We start from the raw sequence: 20,337 nt of genomic DNA on the forward strand, positions 1-20,337 counted from the left end.
GCCTTCCCGGCGACGCGGCCGCGTGGAACACTGGAGGGACCATGCGCTTCATCGTCCGCGTCGCCGTCAACGCCTTCGCCCTCTGGGTCGTGACGCTCCTGCCCGCCCTCGAGGTGGGGGTGACCCCGTTCGCCCCCGGTGAGACGCTGCAGCTCGTGCTGACCCTGCTCGCCGTCGCGGCCATCTTCGCCCTGGTGAACACGATCATCGGGACGGTCATCAAGATCGTCGCCTTCCCGCTGTACATCCTGACGCTCGGACTCATCTCGTTCGTCATCAACGGCCTCCTGCTCTGGATCACCGCGTGGGTCACGAGCTCGTGGGGCTGGGGGCTCACCGTCGGGGACTTCTGGCTCGGCGTCGTCGCGGCGATCGTGATCTCGCTCATCAACTGGGTCTTCGGCATCCTGCTGCGACCCCAGGAGAAGAAGCGCCGCTGACCGGCGGCCTCAGAGCCCGCCGGAGCGTCGACGCACGCGTGCGTCGTCCGCCGACGATGTGCGGCGGGCCCCGTACACGATCGACGTGACCGTCACCGCGCCCGCGAGCGGCGCGAGCCGGTCGCGCACCGCGGTGACACGCGGATCGGGCGCGGCGTCGACGAGCCGGGCGGTGTCGCGATACGCGTCGAGGCCGTGCACGACCAGCATCGCATCGGTCCACGCCGGAGCCGGGTGGGCGGTGCGCTGCACGACCAGGCTCTGGGTCGAGCCCGACACCCCGGGCGGACCGCCCACCGCCAGGGCCGCGACCGGATCGTCGGTGTGGCGGATCGTCAGGGACAGCACCCCCGCCGGAAGCTCCGCCTGCACGGGACCCGCGATGCCGATCTGGGTGCGCACGTCGTAGCCGCCCTGACGGGCCAGATGCGCTCCGATCATCGCGCCCTGCGAATGCCCGACGACGTGCAGCCGATCGCCCGCGACCGCTCCCGCCGCCGCGAGCGCCCGTTCGACCGCCTCGTACGACGACGACTCCTCGCCGAAGTACAGCTGCACGTTGGATGCCATGTCCCACGGCTCGTCGCGGTCGACGGCCGCCCGCGTGCCGCCGATGTAGACGAAGAACTCGCGCTCACCGGACGCGAACCGGTACTCCTCGACGCGGACGCGCGCCCCGTCGAGCCCGTCCTCCCCCGGCATCCGGTCGATGATCTCGACGAGCGAGCGCGGAGCCGCCGCGGCGCCGGGGGCCCGGTGCCGGCTCAGCTCCACGACGGATGCCGTCGCCCCCACCGGCCGCAGGGGTGGCGCGTCGGCGGGGATCGTGCCCCGGTCGGCCGCGCGGACGGCGCCCGTGAGCAGTGTGAGGCTCGGGCCGAGCGGGCCGTAGACGCCGAGCATCCCGGCGGCGGCGCGCATCTGACCCTCGATCTCGGCGTGGCGTCCCTCGCTCCACGCCTCCGCGAGGTGCGCGGCCTCGGCGGCGACGTCGGGGGCGACGGCGAGCCGCCGGGCGGCGAGCCGCAGGCCGTCCGCGCCGTCCGCGCCGCCCGCGCCGCGGGCGCCGCGGATGCGCGCGAGCGCCTCCTGCTCCGCGAGCTCGTAGACCTCCGCGAGTCTGCGCACGCTGCGCGCCAGAGCGGCGGCCGCGTCTTCGGCGGCGCGCGCGCCGCCCTGCGGCGACGCCACCCAGAGCCCGCCCGCGAGCGACGACGCGTGCGCGCGTCCGAGCACCTCCCCCGCCTCCGCGAGGCGTGCCGCGAACAGGGCGAGCGTGGCCGCGAGGTGTCGGAGCGTGTCCGTGTCGACGACCACCAGCCCGCCGGATCGGATGTCGACGTCCCCCGTCATCCCGCCGCTTCCGCCAGGGCGCGGCAACGCTCGCGCCGCAGCGAGCGCTCCCACTCGTCGATCTCCGCCGCCGCGGCCGCCAGCAGCCGGGTCCAGGCGACGAGCTCATCGCGCAGCGGCGCCACGGCGGAGTTGCCGCCCGGAACCTCATCGATCAGCGCGGGAGCGCGGGCACGGACCTCCGCCAGCAGCGCGCTCGCCTCCCGCACCTGGGCGAGGGCGCGGTCGATGTCGTCGACGCGGTTCACCCCCCGATCGTCCCGGAAGCAGCGGCGGCAGCGGACGACGTCCGGGGGAATGTGGACGTTCCGGCGCACGCCGCCGCGGGGGAGGAGGACTCGGGCGACGACGCGAGTCCGGGCACGGACCACTTTCGGCGCGGGAGCGACCTGCTCCACAATGGGGAGGTGACTCGCCGCGCCGCACCTTTCCGCGTCGTGTTCGTCTGCACCGGCAACATCTGCCGTTCCCCCATGGCCGAGATCGTCTTCCGCGACGTCTCGGAGCGCGCCGGACTCGGCGACCGCGTCGTCTCGACCAGCTCGGGAACGGGTGACTGGCACGTCGGTGAACGGGCCGACGCGCGCACGCTCGACGCGCTCCAGCGCCGCGGCTACGACGGCGCGCGCCACCGCGCCCGGCAGTTCACGCTCGACGACTTCGAGAGCAACGACCTCGTGGTCGCCCTCGACCGGTCCCACGAGCGCATCCTGTCGACCTGGGCGCGCACGACGGCGGATGCCGACAAGCTCGCGCTCCTGCTGTCGTTCGACGCCGACGCCCACGGCAACCTGGACGTCCCCGACCCGTACTACGCGGGGCCGGAGATGTTCGACGACGTGCTCGGTATGATCGAGAGCGCGAGTCGGGCGCTCTTCCGGCAGCTCGAACCGGCCATCCGCCCGTGCTGAGCACGTCACCCTGAGCACCGGCCGCGCGTCGACAGACACCGTGATCGGAGCCCGCGTCGTGACCACCGCGAACACCCTCGCCCACCAGCCCCTCAGCCCCCTCGACGGCCGCTACCGCGGCGCCGTCTCGGGCTTGTCCGCGTACCTCTCCGAGGCCGGCCTCAACCGCGCACGCGTCGAGGTGGAGGTCGAGTGGATCATCACCCTCACCGATCGCTCCCTCTTCGGCTCGGCACCGCTCACCGACGCGCAGAAGGACTCGCTGCGCGCCCTCTACCGCGACTTCGGGCAGACGGAGATCGACTGGCTCGCCACAACCGAGTCGGTGACTCGGCACGACGTCAAGGCCGTCGAGTACCTCGTCCGCGACCGGCTGCAGACCCTCGGGCTCGAGGCGGTGGCCGAGCTCACGCATTTCGCCTGCACGAGCGAGGACATCAACTCCGCCTCCTACGCCCTCACCGTCAAGCGTGCGGTCGACGAGGTGTGGCTGCCCAAGCTCCGTGTCGTCATCGATGCCCTCGGCACCCTCGCGCACGAGCACCGGGATGCCGCGATGCTCTCGCGCACGCACGGTCAGCCGGCGACGCCGTCGACGATGGGCAAGGAGCTCGCCGTCTTCGCGTGGCGCCTGGAGCGCGTCGCCGCGCAGATCGCGGGCGGCCAGTACCTCGCCAAGTTCTCGGGCGCGACCGGCACCTGGTCGGCCCACCTGGCCGCGGCTCCCGAGGTCGACTGGCCCGAGCTGTCGCGCACGTTCATCGAGGGCCTCGGCATCGACTTCAACGTGCTGACGACGCAGATCGAATCGCACGACTGGCAGGTCGAGCTGTACGACCGGGTCCGCCACGCCGGCGGCATCCTGCACAACCTGGCCACCGACATCTGGACCTACATCGCGATGGGCTTCTTCGCGCAGATCCCGGTCGCCGGGGCCACCGGGTCGTCGACGATGCCGCACAAGATCAACCCCATCCGGTTCGAGAACGCCGAGGCGAACCTGGAGATCTCGGGCGGCCTGTTCACGACCCTCGCCTCGACGCTCGTGACGAGCCGGATGCAGCGGGACCTCACCGATTCGACGACGCAGCGCAACATCGGCGTCGCCTTCGGCCACTCCCTCCTCGCGCTCGACAACCTGCAGCGCGGTCTCACCGAGATCTCCCTCTCGCGCGACGTGCTGCTGGCCGACCTCGACGCGAACTGGGAGGTGCTCGCCGAGGCCATCCAGACCGTCGTGCGCGCCGAGATCGTGGCGGGCCGATCGCAGATCACCGACCCGTACGCGCTCCTGAAGGAGCTCACGCGGGGCCGCCGGGTGGGCGGCGCGGAGCTGGCGGAGTTCGTGCGCACCCTCGACATCGGGGATGCCGCGAAGGAGCGCCTGCTGGCGCTGACCCCCGCCGGCTACATCGGCCTCGCCGACGAGCTCGTCGACCGCGTCTGAGGGCGTTTCGACGCGGCTCTGCGGGTCCCGCGAGAGGTCAGTCGCGCGGCGCGGAACCGTCGTCGGACGCGTCGGGGGATGCCGCGGCATCCGCATCGTCGACGAGCACGCCGTGGTCGACCTCGCGGGTCACCTGGGCGGGGTCGACGGCGAGCATGCACAGCGCGATGATCACGAGGGTGGCGATGAACGCGATCCCGGCCACCACGAGCGCCACGACCACGACGTGCACGCGCTCGTCGCCCGTCAGGTCCTGGAAGAAGCCCATCGACACGAGCGTCACGAGACCGGCGAAGAGGGCCGCGGCGAAGGCGAAGCCCAACAGCTGCACCGGCTTGAGGAGATCACGGCGGGTGGTGCGCGGCGTGCTCATGCGGATTCTCCTGACGAGACGGGCTCCGCGGCGATCGGGCGGCGCGGCGAGAAGCCGGCGATGCCGAGGAAGACGGCGATGACGGCGGCGTACCCGCCGAACAGACCGACCCCGATCGTGATGCCGGTCAGCGTGAAGCTGCGCCCGGCCTCGGAGATGAAGTATTCGAGACTGTAGGCGGGATTGACGAGGAGCAGGGCGACGCCGAGCGCGAGGGTCACCGCACCGATCAGGATGCCGTCGCGGCCCTCGTCGCGGTACTCGCCCCGCCGGAGGCGGATGCCGCCGACCAGCTCGGCGATCCCGGACGCCGCCGCCCAGACGATGACGACGACGAAGAAGAGCGCGGTCGAGCGCAGCCCCGGGATGCCGGTCGCCATCCCGGCCACGAGCGTCAGGACACCGAGAAGGACGGGCGCAGCGCGGCGCTCCCGCGGGTACACCAGCCAAGCGCCGATCAGCAGCACGAGGGCGGTCGCGATCGCCCAGCCGCTGAAGACCGCGAGGCCCACGGCGGCCGAATGGTCGGGCGAGAACGTGACCATCACCGCGGCGACGGCGGCCAGGAGCGCGCGGCCGAGCTGCACATGGCGCACGTCGAAGGCGCGCGTCGGGCGCTCACCGGCACCGGTGGCGCGGGAGGCAGCGGGGGCGTCGTCGGACACGTCGGACTCATCGGATCGGGGAAGGCGGAACCTCACCAGTCTAGGTCGTCCGCCGCCGGGATCCGCCTCCGCCCGCCACGGCACCGCGCCGGCGCGGCCTCAGCCGGCGGCCGCCTCCACGAGGGCGCGGAGCTTCTTTTCCACGGCGGGAGTCACCGCGACCACGGCGAACGAGGTCGCCCACATGTCGCCGTCGTCGAGGAAGGCGTCCTCCTGGAAGCCGACCGTGCCGTAGCGCGTCGCGAACTTGCTCGCCGGCTGATAGAACACGACCACCTTGCCGTCGCGGGCGTACGACGGGAAGCCGTACCAGGTCTTGGGCTCGAGCTGGGGAGCGACCTCGGAGACCACGCGGTGCAGCAGCGTCGCCACCTCCCGGTCGGTGCCGTGCAGCCCCTCGATCGCCTCGACGCACGCCTCCAGCTCCTTCGCGAGCTTCGCGGCGCCCTTGAGGCCCTTCGTCGTGCGCAGTTCCTCGGCGCGCTGGCGCATCGCCGCGCGCTCGTCGTCACTGAATCCGCCGGTGGTGTCGGCCATGTCGGTCCTCTTCTTTCCTGGTCGGCGCTCAGGCCGCGGGAGGGGTCTGCTGGATGCGGATGAGGTTGCCCGCGGGGTCGCGGATCGCGGCATCCCGCAGACCGTAGTCCTGATCGGTCGGCTCCTGCACCACGTCGGCGCCCGCGGCCGCGATGCGGGCGAACTCGGCGTCGAGGTCGTCCGAGGCGAGGTTCACGCCGAAGTAGCTCCCCTTGGCGACCAGCTCCTGCAGGGCGAGCCGCTCCTCGTCGCTGATGTCGGTGCCGACCCCGACCGGATGCAGGACGATCGCGGTGTCCGGCTGACCGACGGGACCCACGGTGATCCAGCGGAGGTCCTCGTAGCCGACGTCCAGACGCACCTCGAACCCGAGCACGTCGCGGTAGAACTCCAGCGACGCCTCGGCATCGACGTGGGGGAGGAAGGAGGAGTGGATGCTGATACCCATGCGGCTCACGATAGGCCCGGTCGCGGGCCCTCCGCTTCTCGATTCCTGATCGGTCTGGTCAGCCGGCGCGCGATGCACGGCAGCATCCCCGCGCGCACGGGAGCACCGCGCTCCCGGTAGCGCCCGGGCGAGACGCCGACGAGCTCGGTGAAACGCGTCGTGAACGTGCCCAGCGACGCGCACCCGACCGCGAGGCTCACCTCCGTGACGCTCAGCTCGGTGGTGCGCAGCAGCGTCATCGCGCGCTCGATCCGCCGGGTCATGAGGTAGGAGTACGGCGTCTCCCCGTACGCCCGCCGGAACTGGCGTGACAGGTGACCGGCCGAGACGTGCACGGCGCGCGCCAGGGCGGCGAGGTCGAGGGGCTGCGCGTAGTCGCGGTCCATCATGTCGCGGACCCTCCGCATCCGCACCAGCGTGTCGAGGTCGATCCCCGAGGTCACGGCCGTGCGGGCCCCCGGGCACCGTCGCCGGCGCGGATCGCCTCCACGGTCCGGAGCACTTCCAGGCTGCGGCGCTGGTCCGGGGCCGGGTCGGCTTCGCCGCGCACGAGCGCGGCGAAGCGGGCGACCTCGAACTGCATGTTGTTGTCGGGGCCGTCGATCTCGATCTCCTCGCGGATGCCGGAGAAGAGGTCGAGCACGAGACGGCGGGGCGCCGTGATCTCGTCGATCTCGATCGTGCCCAGCTCGCCCTGGATCTCGTTCGGTCGGCGCGAGGCCCCGATCTTCGAGAACGCGATCTGCGCGACGAAACCGTCGTAGTCGAGCACGGCGGCCCCGGCGCCGTCCGCACCCGTCGCGATCGCGACCGTCGCCCCGAGCACGCGGGAGGGCGCCCCGAACAGCTCGATCGCGGCGCTGAGCGGGTACACCCCGAGATCGAAGAGCGCTCCGCCGGCGAGCGCCGGATCGAAGATGTTGGGCGTCTCGCCGGCGAGCACGAGGTCGTACCGCGCGGAGCGCTGGCTTTGCCCGAACGACACGAGGCGCACCGCGCCCACCCGCGGCAGCAGTTCGCGCAGGCGGCTCATCCCCGGGTCGTAGACGTTGCGCATCCCCTCGAACACGACGACCCCGCGATCGCGGGCGTCGTCCACGAGACGCGCGAACTCGTCCGCCGTCGGGGTCGCGGGCTTCTCCAGGAACACGTGGACCCCCGCCGCGATCGCCGCGGCGGCCTGCGCCGCGTGGGCCCCGTTCGGCGAGCCGACGTAGACGGCATCCACCTCGCCCGTCGCCAGCAGCGCGTCGAGATCCGTGCTCACCCGGTCGATCCCGAGCCGGTCGGCGAAGGCCCGCCCGCGGTCGGCGTCGCGCGAGAACACGACGTCGATGCGGATGCCGGGCGTCTGCGCGACGGCATCCGCGAACTTCTCGGTGATGGTGCTGGTGCCGATCGTGGCGAGTCTGATCACGCCCCCAGGATAGGCGCGCGGGCCTCGCCTCCGGAATGGATGCCGCGCGCCGAGGGTTGGCCCTGAGCATGAAGGCACTCGTCTACTCAGATTTCGGCGGAAACGATCGTTTCGAGCTCACCGAGCGGGAGGAGCCCCACGTCGGGCCCGACACGCTGGTCGTACGGGTCGTCGCCGCGGGCATCAACCCGGTCGACTACAAGATCCGCGAGGGCTACCTGCGCGGCCTCATCGACACCCAGCTGCCGGCCGTGCCCGGTTGGGACGTCGCGGGCATCGTCGAGAAGACCGGACTGGACACGCCCGAGTTCGCCGTCGGCGACCCGGTGCTCGCCTACGCCCGCGCCGACGTCGTCGGCCACGGGTCGGTCGCCGAGCTGATGCCGGTGCCGGTGCGCGCCGCCACCCGCAAGCCCGACGGGCTCTCCTTCGAAGCGGCCGCCGCGCTCCCGCTCGCGGGGCTGACGGCGCTGCAGACGCTCGAGCGCGCCGCGGTCGGAGCGGGGCAGAACGTGCTCATCCACGGCGCCGCGGGCGGCGTCGGGTCATTCGGCGTGCAGCTCGCGCGGCTGCGCGGCGCGCGGGTGGTGGGGACCGCCTCGGAGCGCAACCACGCGTACCTGCGAGAGCTCGGCGCCGAACCGGTCGTCTACGGGGACGGGCTGGTGGACGCGGCCCGGGCGCTCGTGCCGTCGGGGTTCGACGTCATCGTGGACTTCGTCGGCGGGTCGACCCTCGACACCACGCGCGAGCTCCTCGCCCCGGGCGGCGTGGTCGCCTCCATCGCCGACAGCCGGGCACGCACCGAGTTCGGCGGGCACTACATCTGGGTGCGACCGGATGCCGCCCAGCTCGGCGAGCTCGCGCAGCTGGCCGCGGCCGGCGACCTGCGCGTGGAGATCGCGTCGACCTACCCGCTCGACGAGGCGGCCGCCGCCTACGCCGAACTCGAGGAGGGCCACACCCGCGGCAAGATCGTCGTCACCGTCTGATCCCGCCGGGCGGGGCCGGCTGAGGCTCAGGGGCGCAGCGGCAGCAGGGCGGCGAGGTCGGCACGCGTGCCCGACGCGTGGATCCGGCCGGCGGCCACCGCATCCGCCCACCGCTCGGCGCCGGTCGCGAGAGCGATCCACGTCGCCGCATCCGTCTCGACGACGTTCGGCGGCGTGCCGCGCGTGTGCCGCGGGCCCTCGACGACCTGCACCGCGCCGAAGGGCGGCACCCGGACCTCGACCGTGTTGCCGGGCGCCTTCTCGGCGAGCAGCTGCAGGAGGTAGCGCACTGCGGTGGCGAGGGCGGTGCGCGCCGGCGGCGTGCCGGCATCCGCGGCCTGGGCCACCGCGGCAAGCGCGTCGCGGCCGTCGCCGGTGGAGATCTTGCGGACCATCCCTCCACGCTAGCCCGTGACGAACGTCGGATCTGCGGGCCCGGCGACGGCGCGGCCCGCGCCCTGGCGCGGTATGCGGCGCCGGGCGGCCGGGAGTTCCGACGATCGTCACGCAGCCGCGGCGCGACGGGCCCGTCGGTAGGCTGGCCGGGTGCGCATTCTCGTCCTCGGTTCCGGTGCCCGCGAGCACGCCATCCTCCTCGCACTGAAGGGAGAGGGCGCCGGGCACGAGCTGTTCGCCGCCCCCGGCAACGCCGGCATCGCCGCCGACGCGACGATCGTCGCCGACCTCGACGCGAACGCGCCCGCCGCGGTCACGGAGTACGCGAACGACCACGACATCGACCTCGTCATCATCGGCCCCGAAGCGCCCTTGGTCGCGGGCGTCGCCGATGCCCTGCGCGAGCACGGCGTCCCGGTGTTCGGGCCCGGGAAGGCGGCGGCCCAGCTGGAGGGCTCGAAGGCCTTCGCGAAGCGCATCATGGATGCCGCCGGGGTGCCGACCGGGCGCGCGACGCGGGCGACGACCCGCGCCGAGGTCGAGGCGGCCCTCGCCGCCTACGGCGCACCGCACGTCGTCAAGGCCGACGGTCTGGCCGCCGGCAAGGGCGTCGTCGTGACCGACGACCGCGACGCGGCCCTCGCGCACGCCGACACCTACCTGCCCACCGGACCGGTGCTCGTCGAGGAGTTCCTCTCGGGCCCCGAAGTCTCCCTGTTCTTCGTGAGCGACGGCGACACGGTGCGGGCACTCAGCCCCGCCCAGGACTTCAAGCGCGCCTTCGACGGCGACGCCGGCCCGAACACCGGCGGCATGGGCGCCTACTCTCCTCTGCCGTGGCTGGCCGACGGCTTCGGCGGCGAGGAGGCCTTCGTCGCCGAGGTGACCCGCACGGTGGCCGAGCCGGTCATCCGCACCCTGGATGCCGAGGGCACCCCGTTCATCGGGCTGCTGTACGCGGGGCTCATCCTGACGGCCGACGGCATCAAGGTCATCGAGTTCAACGCGCGCTTCGGCGATCCCGAGACCCAGGTGGTCCTCGCGCGTCTGACGAGCCCGCTCTCCCGGCTGCTCATGGCGGCCGCGTCCGGCACGCTCGAGGACGAGCCCGCGCCCACGTTCGCCGACACCGCGGCCATCACGGTCGTGCTCGCGAGCGAGGGCTATCCCGAGGCGCCGCAGACCGGCCGGGTCATCACGGGCACGGATGCGGCGGCATCCGTCGCCGGCGTGCACCTGGCGCACGCCGCCACCGCCGACCGGGACGGCGCACTGGTCGCCACCGGCGGCCGGGTGCTGAACGTCGTCGCGACGGGCGGCACGTTCGCCGAGGCTCGCGAGCGCGCCTACGCCGCTCTCGGCGAGATCGCGCTCGACGGCGCGCACTTCCGACGCGACATCGCCGCCCGGGTCGCCGTCGACTGACGGCCCGGACGGCGATGGCGCGCGCGGCGGCGCGCGATCAGCGCTTGTCGAGGTGCGGCGGGCGCTTCATGAACAGCACCGCCACGACGCCGATCAGCATCACGATCGCCGGCAGCAGGATGGTCTGCGCCATCGCGCTGGAGAACCCGTCGACGACGAACGAGGGCAGCTGCCCCGAGCCGAAGTCGCCGCCGGCGTCGGATGCTCCGGGGAGGTTGGCCTCGAGCCGCGACTGCATGAAGGCGGCGATGGCGGCCGAGCCCAGCACCGAGCCGATCGTGCGCGTCGTGTTGTAGATGCCGGCGCCGGCGCCCGCCTGACGCGGCTCCAGGTTGCGGGTGGCCGTCGTCGCCAGCGGCCCCCACATGCCCGAGTTGCCGATGCCCATCATGAGCGACGGGAGCAGGAACATCCAGATCGGGGTGTCGGCGTGCATGAGCGACGCGTACCAGAACAACGATCCCGCGACCAGGAGAAGACCCGGCACCAACAGCACGCGCGCGTCGACGCGGTCGAGCAGACGTCCCGTGAGCGGCGACAGCACACCCGCGGCCACGGCCATCGGCACGAGCAGCAGCGCGGACTCGGTGGGGGTCAGACCGCGGGCCAGCTGCACGAAGAACATGAGCGGCAACGACATGCTCGTCACGGTGAAGCCGACCGTGGCGATCGTGATGTTGGCGACCGAGAAGTTGCGGTCGCGGAAGAGCCCGAGCGGCACGAGCGGTTCGCTGCGCGTCTTGGCCTGCTGCCAGATGAACACGGCCATCACGAGCACGCCGCCCGCGATCATCGTCCACACCCACGCGGCCCAGTCGAAGTGCTCGCCCTCCTGCAGCCCGAACACGATCAGGAAGAGACCGATCGCGCTGAGCACGACGCCGATCAGGTCGAAACGGTGCTCGTGGGTCGGGAGGTTCGGCACCAGCATCCACGCGAGCACGAAGCCGATGACGCCGACGGGCAGGTTGACGAAGAAGATCCACTCCCATCCCAGGCCGTCGACGAGCAGGCCGCCGGCCAGCGGGCCGACGAGCATCGCGACGCCCGAGGTGGCACCCCACAGGCCCATGGCGGCACCGCGGGCGTTCGGCGGGAAGGTGCGGGTGATGACGGCCATCGTCTGCGGCGTCATGAGTGCCGCGCCGAGGCCCTGCACCGCGCGGAACACGATGAGCATCTCGAGGGTTCCCGACAGGCCGCAGCCGAGGGAGGCGAGCGTGAAGATCGCGAGTCCGATGAGGTAGATGCGCTTCGGGCCGAACCGGTCGCCGAGGCGCCCGGTGATCAGCAGCGGCACGGCGTACGCGAGCAGGTAGGCCGAGGTGACCCACACGACGTTGTCGAGGTTGTTGGTGGACGGGTCGAGCGCCGCCTTGATGGCGGGGTTCGCCACCGAGACGATCGTGGTGTCGACCAGGATCATGAAGAACCCGATGACGAGCGCCCAGAGGGCCGGCCACGGGCTGCGTTCGGGGGTGGGCGCGGGCGCGGTCACGTCGCGCGTGCGTTGTTCGGTCATGAGCGTGCGGCTTCTCTCTGTGCCAGGTAGCGATCGGTTTTCTCGTGTGATCCCCACACGAAGTCGGGGTGGGCGAGCCGGCCCAGCAGGGCGGCGAGCCAGTCATGGTCGGCGGCGAGCAGGGCCCGTTCGCGGTCGATCTCGAGGAGGTACTGCTCGACGACGGGCGCCCCGGCATCCCGCGCGCCGCGGATGCCGTCGGCCAGCTCGTCCCGCGCGGCGGCGAGCGCCGCCAGGCGTGCCGTCAGCAGCGCCACGGTCTCGTCGCGGTCGAGGTTGTGGGCCTCGGCGAGGGCCACCCGGAACTCGACGGGCCGGTCGATCAGCGGGAGCTCGCGGCGCACCCACTCCTCGACGGCGCGATGCCCGGTGTCGGTGAGGGCGTAGGTCGTGCGCTCCGGGCGGTTCCCGTCGCGGTCGACGCCGATCTCGGCCACCAGCCCGTGCTTCTCGAGCCGTGCGACGGTGTGGTAGACCGTGCCGTTGGTGATCGCGACGATGCGGTCGTCGCGGCGGTGACGCAGGAGCCGGATCATCTCGTAGGGATGCATGTCGTCCTCCCGCAGCAGCGCGAGAACCATCACCCCCAACGGTGTGAGCCGGTTCATGGCGGTCTTCACGGCGACTCCTTCGATGATCGTCCGACTACTCCATATCGACTAGTCCACATGGACTATATCGGGGTTTCTCCCGGCGCGCTAGCGTCTGCTCATGGGCCCCGACGCGCGCACCGTCTTCGACGACATCGCCGCGGAGTACATGATGCTCCCGGGCGTCGACATCGGTCCGATGTTCGGCAGCGAGGGCCTGCGCATCCGCGGAAAGGTCTTCGCGTTCATGGGCCATCGGTCGGGACTGATCGCCAAGCTGCCCGAAGAGCGGGTCACCGCGCTCGAGCGGACCGGCAGAGCCGAACACATGACCATGCGCGGCCGCACGATGCGAGAGTGGGTCTTCGCGGGTCCGGACGCCGTCGACCTCTGGCCCGACATCGTCGCGGAGGCGTACGCGTTCGTCGACGCGATCACGCCGCGCTGAGCAGCCCGCGCGCACCGCGCCACCCCGCGATAATGGACGCGTGACCGACGCCTCCTCGAACTCCGACGCGACCTCCCCCGCCACCGACCTGCCCGGCTGGACCCACGTCTACTCCGGCAAGGTGCGCGACCTGTACCGGCCCGAGCCGGCGGCGGGCGCACGGGCCGACCGGATGCTCGTCGTCGCGAGCGACCGCGTGAGCGCGTTCGACCACGTCCTCAGCCCCGGCATCCCCGGCAAGGGCGAGCTGCTCACCACGCTCAGCCTGTGGTGGTTCGACCAGCTCGCGGGCGCGGACGGCGGCCGCCGCATCCCCAACCACCTCGCCGCCACGCATGCGCTCGCGCCCGCGTCGGGCGACGCGGTCGACCTCGTCCCCGCCGCCGTCGCCGGACGGGCGATGGTGGTGCGCAGCCTCGACATGCTGCCGATCGAGTGCGTCGTGCGCGGCTACCTGACCGGCTCGGGCTGGAAGGAGTACGTCGCCGAGGGGACGGTCTGCGGCATCCCCCTGCCGGCGGGCCTGCAGGACGGCGACCGTCTCCCCGAGCCGCTGTTCACCCCGGCGTACAAGGCGCCGATGGGCGAGCACGACGAGAACATCTCGTTCGCCCGCACCGAGGAGCTCGTGGGCCCGGAGCGCGCGGCACAGCTGCGCGACCTCTCGCTCGAGATCTACCGGCGCGCCGCCGCGACCGCCGAGGCGAAGGGCCTGATCCTCGCCGACACGAAGTTCGAGTTCGGCGTGGATGCCGACGGCGTGCTCACCCTGGCGGACGAGGTGCTCACGAGCGACTCGTCGCGGTACTGGGATGCCGCGGCCTGGGCGGCCGGTTCCACCCCCGCGGAGCGGATGGCGAGCTTCGACAAGCAGATCGTCCGCGACTGGCTCGCCGCCGCGTGGGACGGGCAGGGGACGCCCCCCGAGCTGCCCGCGGAGATCGTCGATCGCACGGCGGACAAGTATCGCGAGCTGCTCGAGAAGCTCACCGGCTGACGGAGAAGCGCGCGGCACCGGTCGGTGCGTGAGCGGGCGGGATGCTCAGCCCCGGATCGCCTCCGCCGGGTTCGCTCGAGCCGCCGCGAGCGCGGGATACGTGGCGGAGACCACGCCGGTCACCGTGCCGAGCAGAAGCCCCACTGCCGGCAAGGTCGGGTCGAGGACCGGCACCCACCCCTGTATCGCGGCCGTCACGAGAAGGGTGAGGATCCCCACGGCTCCTCCGGCGATGCCCCCGGCCGCGCCGATCACCGCTCCCTCCAACGTGAACATGCGCCAGATCGCCGATCGACTCGACCCGATGGCACGGCGTAGGGCGATCTCGGGCGCTCGGCTGCGCACGGAGAGGTACATCGCCGTGGCGGCGCTCAATGACGCGAGCGCGAGCAGAACCACCGAGCTGACACCGATCAACGTCGCCAGATCCTCCCCCACGCCCGTGCGCAGCCGGCGCAGGTCGGCGACCGTGGACACGCGCACCGCGGCGGGGTTGCCGGGGTCGAGGCTGAGCGGGATGGCCTCCGCGACCGGTGCCGGCGAACCGACCCGAGTGCGCACGAGCAGTTGCGGTGCGCCGTGGTGCACGGTGTCGTAGAGAGCCGCCGACGCGATGACCCCGCCGGCCACCCCGCTGTCGCGCCCCGGTGCGCTGACGACGCCCACGATGTCCACGGCGACGTCGTCGATCCAGATCCGTTGCGTCGAACCGGAACCGACCACGCCGAGCCGTGCGGCGGCGTCCGCTCCGAGGATCGCCACCGGCCCCGCCCAGTCGTTGTCGAGAAGCGCAGCGGCGTGGGCGGGAGACACCTCGATGCCCTGAGCGTCCAGGTAAGCGGCATCCGCGATGACGACGTTCCCGGTGAACCGGTCCTGACCCAGCCGAGGGCTCTGCGCCAGGGCCGTGACGGTGGCGTCGCCCGAGGTGATCGCCGCGGAGAACCCCGCTTCCTCCACGCCGTCGAGCAGACGGATCCGGCTCAGGTCGCGATCGATGTCCTCCAGCGTGGATCCCGTCGGCTCCACGGTGATCTCATCGAGACCGGCGGTGGTGATGCGCTGGGAGACCTGGGCCGCGGCGCTCTGACTGATGCCGAGGGAGGCGACCAACCCCGCCGTGCCGAGGAGGAACGCGAGGAGCAGGAGCAGCGCGCGCACCGGCGCGTTGGCGTGGTGAGACACGGCTTCGAGCGTCTCGTCCACCACCGTGCGCACTCCGCGGCGCAACCTACCGGCCCGCGCTTCGGGGGGCGGCCCGTCCGGACCCGTGTCGGGGCGGAGGCGGAACGGGTCGTCGGCGACCGGCTCCGCGTCCGTGAGACGCCCATCGGACAGCCGGAATCGTCGGCCCGCCTGCGCGGCGACGCGCTCGTCATGGGTGATCATCACGATGGTCGTCCCCGCCTCGTTCAACGAACGGAGGTAGTCGAGCAGACGCCGGGAGTTCGCGGAATCGAGCGCGCCCGTCGGCTCGTCCGCGAGGATCAGACGGGGTGACGTCGCGATCGCACGAGCGATGGCGACCCGCTGACGCTCACCTCCTGAGAGGTTGCGACCGAGCGCCCCGGCGCGCGAGAGCAGGCCGAGACGCTCCAGCGCCAGCGCGACCTCCACACGTCGTCGCGCCAACGACACCGACTGCACCCGCAGACCCAGCGCCGCATTCTCGGCGGCGGTGGCATCTCCCATGATGTGCGACGCCTGGAAGACGAACCCGATCGCCCGCGAGCGCAGCGCGTCGCGCTGTCGTTCGCTGAGCGAGCGCACATCCACACCGTCGACCACGTACTCGCCGGCATCGGGCTCGTCCAGGAGGCCCAGCACATTCAGCAACGTGGACTTCCCGGCTCCGGACGGGCCGACGACGGCGACGAACTCGCCCTCGTAGACGTCGAAGCTCACGTCGCGCAACGCCTGCACGGAACCGCCGGAACCGCCGGAACCGCCGAAGGAGCGTCCGACTCCCCGCAGCCTCAGCAGGGGAGCGCGACCCGGCGCGCCCGATCCGCTCATTCCGGCATCCCCAGCCGCATGCCGACGCGAAGCCGATCGTTCGGAGCCACCGCGACCCATCCGCCGGCTTGTGCCGTCGCCTCGACCGCGATCCGGCCCTCCGCCGCGGCGGCCGCGCTCTCCTCAAGGCCCTCCTCGGCCTCGGCGGCACGCTCGCCGGCGCTGCGGAACTCCCGCACGAACGTGCCCTCATCGTCGGTCTGGACGGCCACCAGCGGGACCGCGAGACCGGTCGGCTCCGGCGCACGCGAGCGCACGGTGAGCGGTTGCCCGGCGTCCGCGACCAGCGACGGCGGCAACGCGACGGAGATCTGCTTGCCCCCGGCCCCGGAGACCGCATCCGTGCTGAACTCGCCGATGGCCAGCACCGTGGACGAGACGGGGGCGCCGCCGCCGGCAGACACCATCACCTCCTGGCCGACGGTGAGCCGGTCGGCTTCGAGCAGCGTCGCCCGGGCGACGAGCGTCGGGGGCGCGGTCTGCACCGTCATCAGCGGCGTCTCACCGTCGAGAACGGTACCCACCTCGGCCGCCCGCACGAGGGTGCCGTGATCGACGGGAATCCGGGCGAACTCCCGCCAGCGAATCGTCTTCCCCTCCGTATCCGGAGACAGCTGGTAGCCGCTCGCCGTGTACAGGCGACGCATCGCGTCGATCGTCCCCTCGTCGAGGATGCCGGTGACCGTGACGCCGCGGTAGTCGAGGTCGGCCAGCATCACCTGCAAGGCGCGCACGTCGGCCCCCTCGGCGCCGACCTGCAGATCACGGTAGAGCGGAGTGGCCGCCGGCACGGTGATGACGGGCCGACCGGAGACCTCGGCGACGACGGTCCCGTAGTCGATGAGATCGCCCGGCAGGACGCGCATCGCGCTGACGACGCTCCGCTCGGCGCCCAGAAGGTACTCGGGGCCCCGGACGATGTCGTAGCTGGCACCGGCGACGACACCGGCCGACAGTTGGAGCTCGGCGACGACGACCCGCTCTTCGACGAACAACGTCGGGTCGACGCGCGTCGTCGCGTTGTCGACCGCCTCTCTCTCCGGCGCCACCAGCATGGCTCCGGCGACGAACGACGCGGCCAGCATGACGATCACCACCGCCACGAAGGCGATGATCCGTCCGGGGTGCTGCACGCGGCGGAGCCGGACGATCGCTCCCGTCGCGGAGCCTCTCGTCTCGGAGGCGTCGTCACCGGTGGGCTCGGATGAATCGGTGGGTACCATCGTCGTCGCTTTCCTGGGAGCCGGACGGCTCGACCGTAACCGACCGCACGCGGCGGCGTCGGCGTGCCCCGCGCGGTCGCGAGCATCGCGCCACGGCGCGGACGACCCGAGATGACGCGGACTTCCGGCGTTGCCCGCGGATCGTGCCGTGGGCCGGGGCCGCCGAATCCGCGCCCCTTTTTCATCCGACCGAGTGAAATCTCGCGACGGATTTCGCTCGCGGACCCGCTCCGATCCGCGCGATCACGCGGCGGGCGCGGGAGAGGCCGTCGACGCGCCGGAACCCCGCCACCCGCATTGGCGCTAGCTTGCCGCCAGCGAGCCGATGCCACGCTCGCCCGTCGCCGACAGGCACGACACAAAAAGGGGAGATCGACCATGAAGAAAGCACGTCTCGGATTCGCCATCGCGGCCGCCGTCGCCGGCGTCGTCGCATTCACTTCGCCCGCGCAGGCCTCCATCGTCATCTACGACGACATCATGTACGGAGGGGGATCGCGCGACCTCGGCAACGGCCTGCAGGTGCACTCGGGAGCTGGAACGACCGCGCGAGCGCCGTCAAGATCAGCGGAACGACCGCGAAGCTGTATGAGCACGAGGACTACGGCGGCGCCTCCACGCCGACGTGGAGCTCGAACAAGTCCAACCTCGTCGACCACCACTTCAACGACCTCACCAGCAGCGTCTACTGACGCCGCACGGCACCACACCGCGAAGAGATTGGTCGGCGATCGATGACATCCCGCTCGGCATCCGTGATCCTGCTCGCGATCGTGGGGATGGCCGCACTGAGCGGCTGCTCCCCCACCAGCCCGCAGACGGAGGACGACTGGGGAGAGGTCTCGATCGCCGACTATTCGCACGTCACGGCGCGTCTGAACTATGAGACCGGCACCGTGGAGATGCCGTTGGACGCCGTGCGAGCCGTCACCCCCGAAGTGGCCAACAAGAGTCGCCGCGCGATCTGGGCCGTCACGGACGCGTGCATGGCCGAGCACGGGCACCCGCGGGTGAGCGCGGACGTCTCCTGGCCCGCCATCGCCCCCGACGAGGATCGTCTCTACGGGCGCTGGAGCACGGCGCTCGCGAGTCGATTCGGTGCGGTGCCGTCACCGGACACGCTCGAAGGGTTCCGCATCGACACCGTGGCGCGCGGCGTCGCTTACAACTCGCAGCTCACCCCGTGCTGGGACGGGATGCAGGAAGTGCTCGCGCCGGAGCTCACGTTCATCGAGAGCTCGACCAACGTCGACTATCAGGTCTACCGCCAGGCGGCGCGCGCGACGCTGGACTCCCCCGAGGGCAAGGCCGCCCTCCAGAAGCGCACCACGTGCATGGAGAACGAGGGCGTCGTGGTCGATCCCGAGACATCCATGCCGAGCTCCGACTACGGCACGGGAGAGCGGGCCGACGAGACGATGGTGCGAGTCGCCGTGGTCGCCGCCCAATGCAGCGAGCAGACCGGGGCCATCCAAGAGCTGTACGACCTCACTGCGCGCTATCAAGCCGCGTACATCGACCAGCGCGAGGCGCAGTTCGTCGCCCTCGAGGAGCACGCGACAGCGGTCGAGGCGCGACTGGACGAGGTGCTTCGCGACCCGGATGCCGCGTGGGCTTCGCGGCCCGCGGGCTGACGCACGATTTCTCACCGACCGACTTTCACGGCGCGCGTGCGCCGCTCACAGCCGGCTCCCAGGTAGCCTGACCTCGGCATCCCGCCACCCCGACGACCACCGGATCTCGACGACCGAGGAGCACGCGCATGCCCATCTGGACCCCGCACGGAGACGGCCGCACCGTCGAGCCCGGTGCCGTCGTCAAGCCGCACGAGCGGCTCGGATGGCCGGCCACGATCGCCATCGGCGCCCAGCACGTGGTCGCGATGTTCGGCGCCACGTTCCTCGTGCCGCTGCTGACGGGCTTCCCCGTGTCGACGACGCTGCTGTTCTCCGGCCTCGGCACCCTGCTGTTCCTGCTGCTGACGGGCAACCGTCTGCCGAGCTACCTCGGCAGCTCGTTCGCGTTCATCGCGCCGATCCTCGCGCTCGGCCCCGGCGACGGCAAGGCCCTGCAGACCGGTGAGCAGATCAGCCAGGCGCTGCTGGGCGTGTTCGTCGCGGGTGTGCTGCTGGCCGGCATCGGCTTCCTCGTGCAGGCGACCGGCACCGGCTGGATCGAGCGGCTCATGCCGCCCGTGGTCTCGGGCGCGATCGTCGCCCTGATCGGGTTGAACCTGGCGCCGGTGGCGTGGACCAACTTCCAGCAGGACGCACTGCTCGGCGCGATCACGCTGGCCGCCTGCATCCTGTTCGCGGTGTTCTTCCGCGGGTTCCTCGGGCGCATCTCGATCTTCCTCGGCGTCGTCGTCGGCTACGTCGTCGCCGCCCTCCTCGGCCGGGTGGACTGGTCCGGGGTGGCGGGTGCCGCCTGGATCGGCCTCCCCCAGTTCCACCTGCCGGCCTTCGGCGACGCGCACGCCTGGGCGATGCTCCCGATGTTCCTGCCGGTGATCCTCGTGCTCATCGCCGAGAACGTCGGCCACGTCCGCGGTGTCGCGACGATGACCGGCGACCCCTCGATCAACAAGCGCACCGGGCGTGCGCTCATCGCCGACGGCCTCGCGACCACGATCGCCGGTCTCGGCGGCGGCTCGGGCACCACGACCTACGGCGAGAACATCGGCGTCATGGCCGCGACCCGCGTGTACTCGACCGCGGCCTACTGGGTCGCCGGCATCGTCGCGATCCTGCTCGCGTTCTCCCCCAAGGTGGGCGCGGTCATCTTCGCCATGCCGGCGGGCGTGCTCGGCGGCGTGACGACCGCCCTCTACGGCCTGATCGGCGTCATCGGGATCAAGATCTGGGTCGACAACCAGGTGGACTTCTCCCGCCCGGTCAACCAGTACACCGTGGCCGTCGCGTTCGTCATCGCGATCGCCGGGTTCACGATGAACCTCGGCACGCTGAGCTTCGGCGCCATCGTGCTCGGCACCGTCGCCGCCCTCGTGATCTACCACCTCGGCAACGCCATCGCGCGGGCGCGCAAGACCGGCGCCGACGACGGCGGCCCGATCGTGCCCATCGGCCCGCTGGGCGGCGATCCCGAGAACGTGGGCTGAGCCCGCGGCATCCGCCGCC

General features: G+C 72.0%; 22 protein-coding genes. 9 read left to right on the forward strand and 13 right to left on the reverse strand.

The window, feature by feature from the left end:
- Positions 1 to 41 precede the first annotated feature (41 nt).
- Entirely contained in the window at positions 42 to 440 is a 399-nt protein-coding gene (locus tag KY498_RS10895) for a phage holin family protein (RefSeq protein ID WP_191009385.1), read from the forward strand.
- A 9-nt stretch (positions 441 to 449) separates the two neighbouring features.
- On the opposite strand, the gene KY498_RS10900 is transcribed toward KY498_RS10895, so the two are convergent.
- Both KY498_RS10900 and KY498_RS10905 read right to left on the reverse strand, forming a co-directional pair.
- Entirely contained in the window at positions 450 to 1,793 is a 1,344-nt protein-coding gene (locus KY498_RS10900; protein WP_191009384.1) for a hypothetical protein, read from the reverse strand.
- Positions 1,790 to 2,041 carry a hypothetical protein gene (locus KY498_RS10905; RefSeq protein ID WP_101305319.1) on the reverse strand — a complete coding sequence of 84 codons (252 nt, stop codon included), beginning with the start codon at positions 2,039 to 2,041 and terminating at the stop codon, positions 1,790 to 1,792. The genes KY498_RS10900 and KY498_RS10905 overlap by 4 nt, the downstream gene beginning before the upstream one ends.
- A gap of 225 nt (positions 2,042 to 2,266) precedes the next feature.
- On the opposite strand from KY498_RS10905, the gene KY498_RS10910 reads away from it, so the two are divergent.
- Complete coding sequence (locus tag KY498_RS10910) at positions 2,267 to 2,704, forward strand: low molecular weight protein-tyrosine-phosphatase (protein ID WP_258186453.1); 438 nt, start codon at positions 2,267 to 2,269, stop codon at positions 2,702 to 2,704.
- Between the two features lie 58 nt (positions 2,705 to 2,762).
- The gene (gene purB, locus KY498_RS10915; RefSeq protein ID WP_167626534.1) at positions 2,763 to 4,151 is read left to right on the forward strand and encodes an adenylosuccinate lyase; all 1,389 of its coding nucleotides are present in this window, start codon (positions 2,763 to 2,765) and stop codon (positions 4,149 to 4,151) included.
- Between the two features lie 37 nt (positions 4,152 to 4,188).
- Here purB and KY498_RS10920 read toward each other — a convergent pair whose 3' ends face one another.
- The 6 genes from KY498_RS10920 to KY498_RS10945 all read right to left on the reverse strand — a co-directional run bounded on the left by KY498_RS10920 (position 4,189) and on the right by KY498_RS10945 (position 7,591).
- Positions 4,189 to 4,524, reverse strand: coding sequence for a hypothetical protein (locus KY498_RS10920; protein WP_060960746.1), 336 nt, complete (start codon positions 4,522 to 4,524; stop codon positions 4,189 to 4,191).
- Positions 4,521 to 5,189 (reverse strand): acyl-CoA synthetase, encoded by a 669-nt coding sequence (locus KY498_RS10925; protein ID WP_191009382.1) that lies wholly within the window; start codon positions 5,187 to 5,189, stop codon positions 4,521 to 4,523. Before KY498_RS10925 ends, KY498_RS10920 begins: the two co-directional genes overlap by 4 nt.
- Before the next feature lie 99 nt (positions 5,190 to 5,288).
- Positions 5,289 to 5,726 carry a hypothetical protein gene (locus KY498_RS10930; protein WP_060960748.1) on the reverse strand — a complete coding sequence of 146 codons (438 nt, stop codon included), beginning with the start codon at positions 5,724 to 5,726 and terminating at the stop codon, positions 5,289 to 5,291.
- A gap of 28 nt (positions 5,727 to 5,754) precedes the next feature.
- On the reverse strand, positions 5,755 to 6,174 hold the full coding sequence (locus KY498_RS10935; protein WP_191009381.1) for a VOC family protein: 420 nt from the start codon (positions 6,172 to 6,174) through the stop codon (positions 5,755 to 5,757).
- Between the two features lie 5 nt (positions 6,175 to 6,179).
- Complete coding sequence (locus tag KY498_RS10940) at positions 6,180 to 6,563, reverse strand: helix-turn-helix transcriptional regulator (protein WP_223849541.1); 384 nt, start codon at positions 6,561 to 6,563, stop codon at positions 6,180 to 6,182.
- 50 nt (positions 6,564 to 6,613) lie between these two features.
- Positions 6,614 to 7,591, reverse strand: coding sequence for a Gfo/Idh/MocA family protein (locus KY498_RS10945; protein ID WP_191009380.1), 978 nt, complete (start codon positions 7,589 to 7,591; stop codon positions 6,614 to 6,616).
- A 68-nt stretch (positions 7,592 to 7,659) separates the two neighbouring features.
- Here KY498_RS10945 and KY498_RS10950 point away from each other — a divergent pair, with 68 nt between their 5' ends.
- Positions 7,660 to 8,583, forward strand: coding sequence for an NADP-dependent oxidoreductase (locus tag KY498_RS10950; RefSeq protein WP_191009379.1), 924 nt, complete (start codon positions 7,660 to 7,662; stop codon positions 8,581 to 8,583).
- A gap of 26 nt (positions 8,584 to 8,609) precedes the next feature.
- Here the strand turns inward: KY498_RS10950 and KY498_RS10955 are convergent, their stop codons facing one another.
- A complete protein-coding gene (locus KY498_RS10955; protein ID WP_101305313.1) occupies positions 8,610 to 8,978 on the reverse strand; it encodes a sterol carrier family protein in 369 nt (122 codons plus the stop codon).
- 151 nt (positions 8,979 to 9,129) lie between these two features.
- On the opposite strand from KY498_RS10955, the gene purD reads away from it, so the two are divergent.
- Positions 9,130 to 10,404: a phosphoribosylamine--glycine ligase gene (purD, locus tag KY498_RS10960; protein ID WP_191009378.1), complete on the forward strand. Its 1,275-nt coding sequence runs from the start codon at positions 9,130 to 9,132 to the stop codon at positions 10,402 to 10,404.
- A gap of 37 nt (positions 10,405 to 10,441) precedes the next feature.
- Here purD and KY498_RS10965 read toward each other — a convergent pair whose 3' ends face one another.
- The gene (locus tag KY498_RS10965; RefSeq protein WP_060960753.1) at positions 10,442 to 11,926 is read right to left on the reverse strand and encodes an MFS transporter; all 1,485 of its coding nucleotides are present in this window, start codon (positions 11,924 to 11,926) and stop codon (positions 10,442 to 10,444) included.
- On the reverse strand, positions 11,923 to 12,546 hold the full coding sequence (locus KY498_RS10970) for a PadR family transcriptional regulator (protein ID WP_060960754.1): 624 nt from the start codon (positions 12,544 to 12,546) through the stop codon (positions 11,923 to 11,925). The genes KY498_RS10965 and KY498_RS10970 overlap by 4 nt, the downstream gene beginning before the upstream one ends.
- 91 nt (positions 12,547 to 12,637) lie before the next feature.
- Here KY498_RS10970 and KY498_RS10975 point away from each other — a divergent pair, with 91 nt between their 5' ends.
- Positions 12,638 to 12,964, forward strand: coding sequence for a hypothetical protein (locus KY498_RS10975; protein WP_191009377.1), 327 nt, complete (start codon positions 12,638 to 12,640; stop codon positions 12,962 to 12,964).
- Positions 12,965 to 13,004: 40 nt separating this feature from the next.
- A complete protein-coding gene (locus tag KY498_RS10980) occupies positions 13,005 to 13,961 on the forward strand; it encodes a phosphoribosylaminoimidazolesuccinocarboxamide synthase (protein ID WP_191009376.1) in 957 nt (318 codons plus the stop codon).
- Between the two features lie 45 nt (positions 13,962 to 14,006).
- Here the strand turns inward: KY498_RS10980 and KY498_RS10985 are convergent, their stop codons facing one another.
- The gene (locus tag KY498_RS10985) at positions 14,007 to 15,977 is read right to left on the reverse strand and encodes an ATP-binding cassette domain-containing protein (RefSeq protein WP_191009375.1); all 1,971 of its coding nucleotides are present in this window, start codon (positions 15,975 to 15,977) and stop codon (positions 14,007 to 14,009) included.
- Positions 15,974 to 17,200: a peptidoglycan-binding domain-containing protein gene (locus KY498_RS10990; RefSeq protein ID WP_191009374.1), complete on the reverse strand. Its 1,227-nt coding sequence runs from the start codon at positions 17,198 to 17,200 to the stop codon at positions 15,974 to 15,976. Before KY498_RS10990 ends, KY498_RS10985 begins: the two co-directional genes overlap by 4 nt.
- A gap of 734 nt (positions 17,201 to 17,934) precedes the next feature.
- Here KY498_RS10990 and KY498_RS10995 point away from each other — a divergent pair.
- Positions 17,935 to 18,834: a hypothetical protein gene (locus KY498_RS10995; RefSeq protein WP_061782416.1), complete on the forward strand. Its 900-nt coding sequence runs from the start codon at positions 17,935 to 17,937 to the stop codon at positions 18,832 to 18,834.
- A 128-nt stretch (positions 18,835 to 18,962) separates the two neighbouring features.
- A complete protein-coding gene (locus KY498_RS11000) occupies positions 18,963 to 20,318 on the forward strand; it encodes a uracil-xanthine permease family protein (protein WP_191009373.1) in 1,356 nt (451 codons plus the stop codon).
- Positions 20,319 to 20,337: the final 19 nt, after the last annotated feature.

Source organism: Microbacterium sp. PAMC21962 (assembly GCF_019443465.1).
In the GTDB taxonomy this organism is placed as follows: domain Bacteria; phylum Actinomycetota; class Actinomycetes; order Actinomycetales; family Microbacteriaceae; genus Microbacterium; species Microbacterium hominis.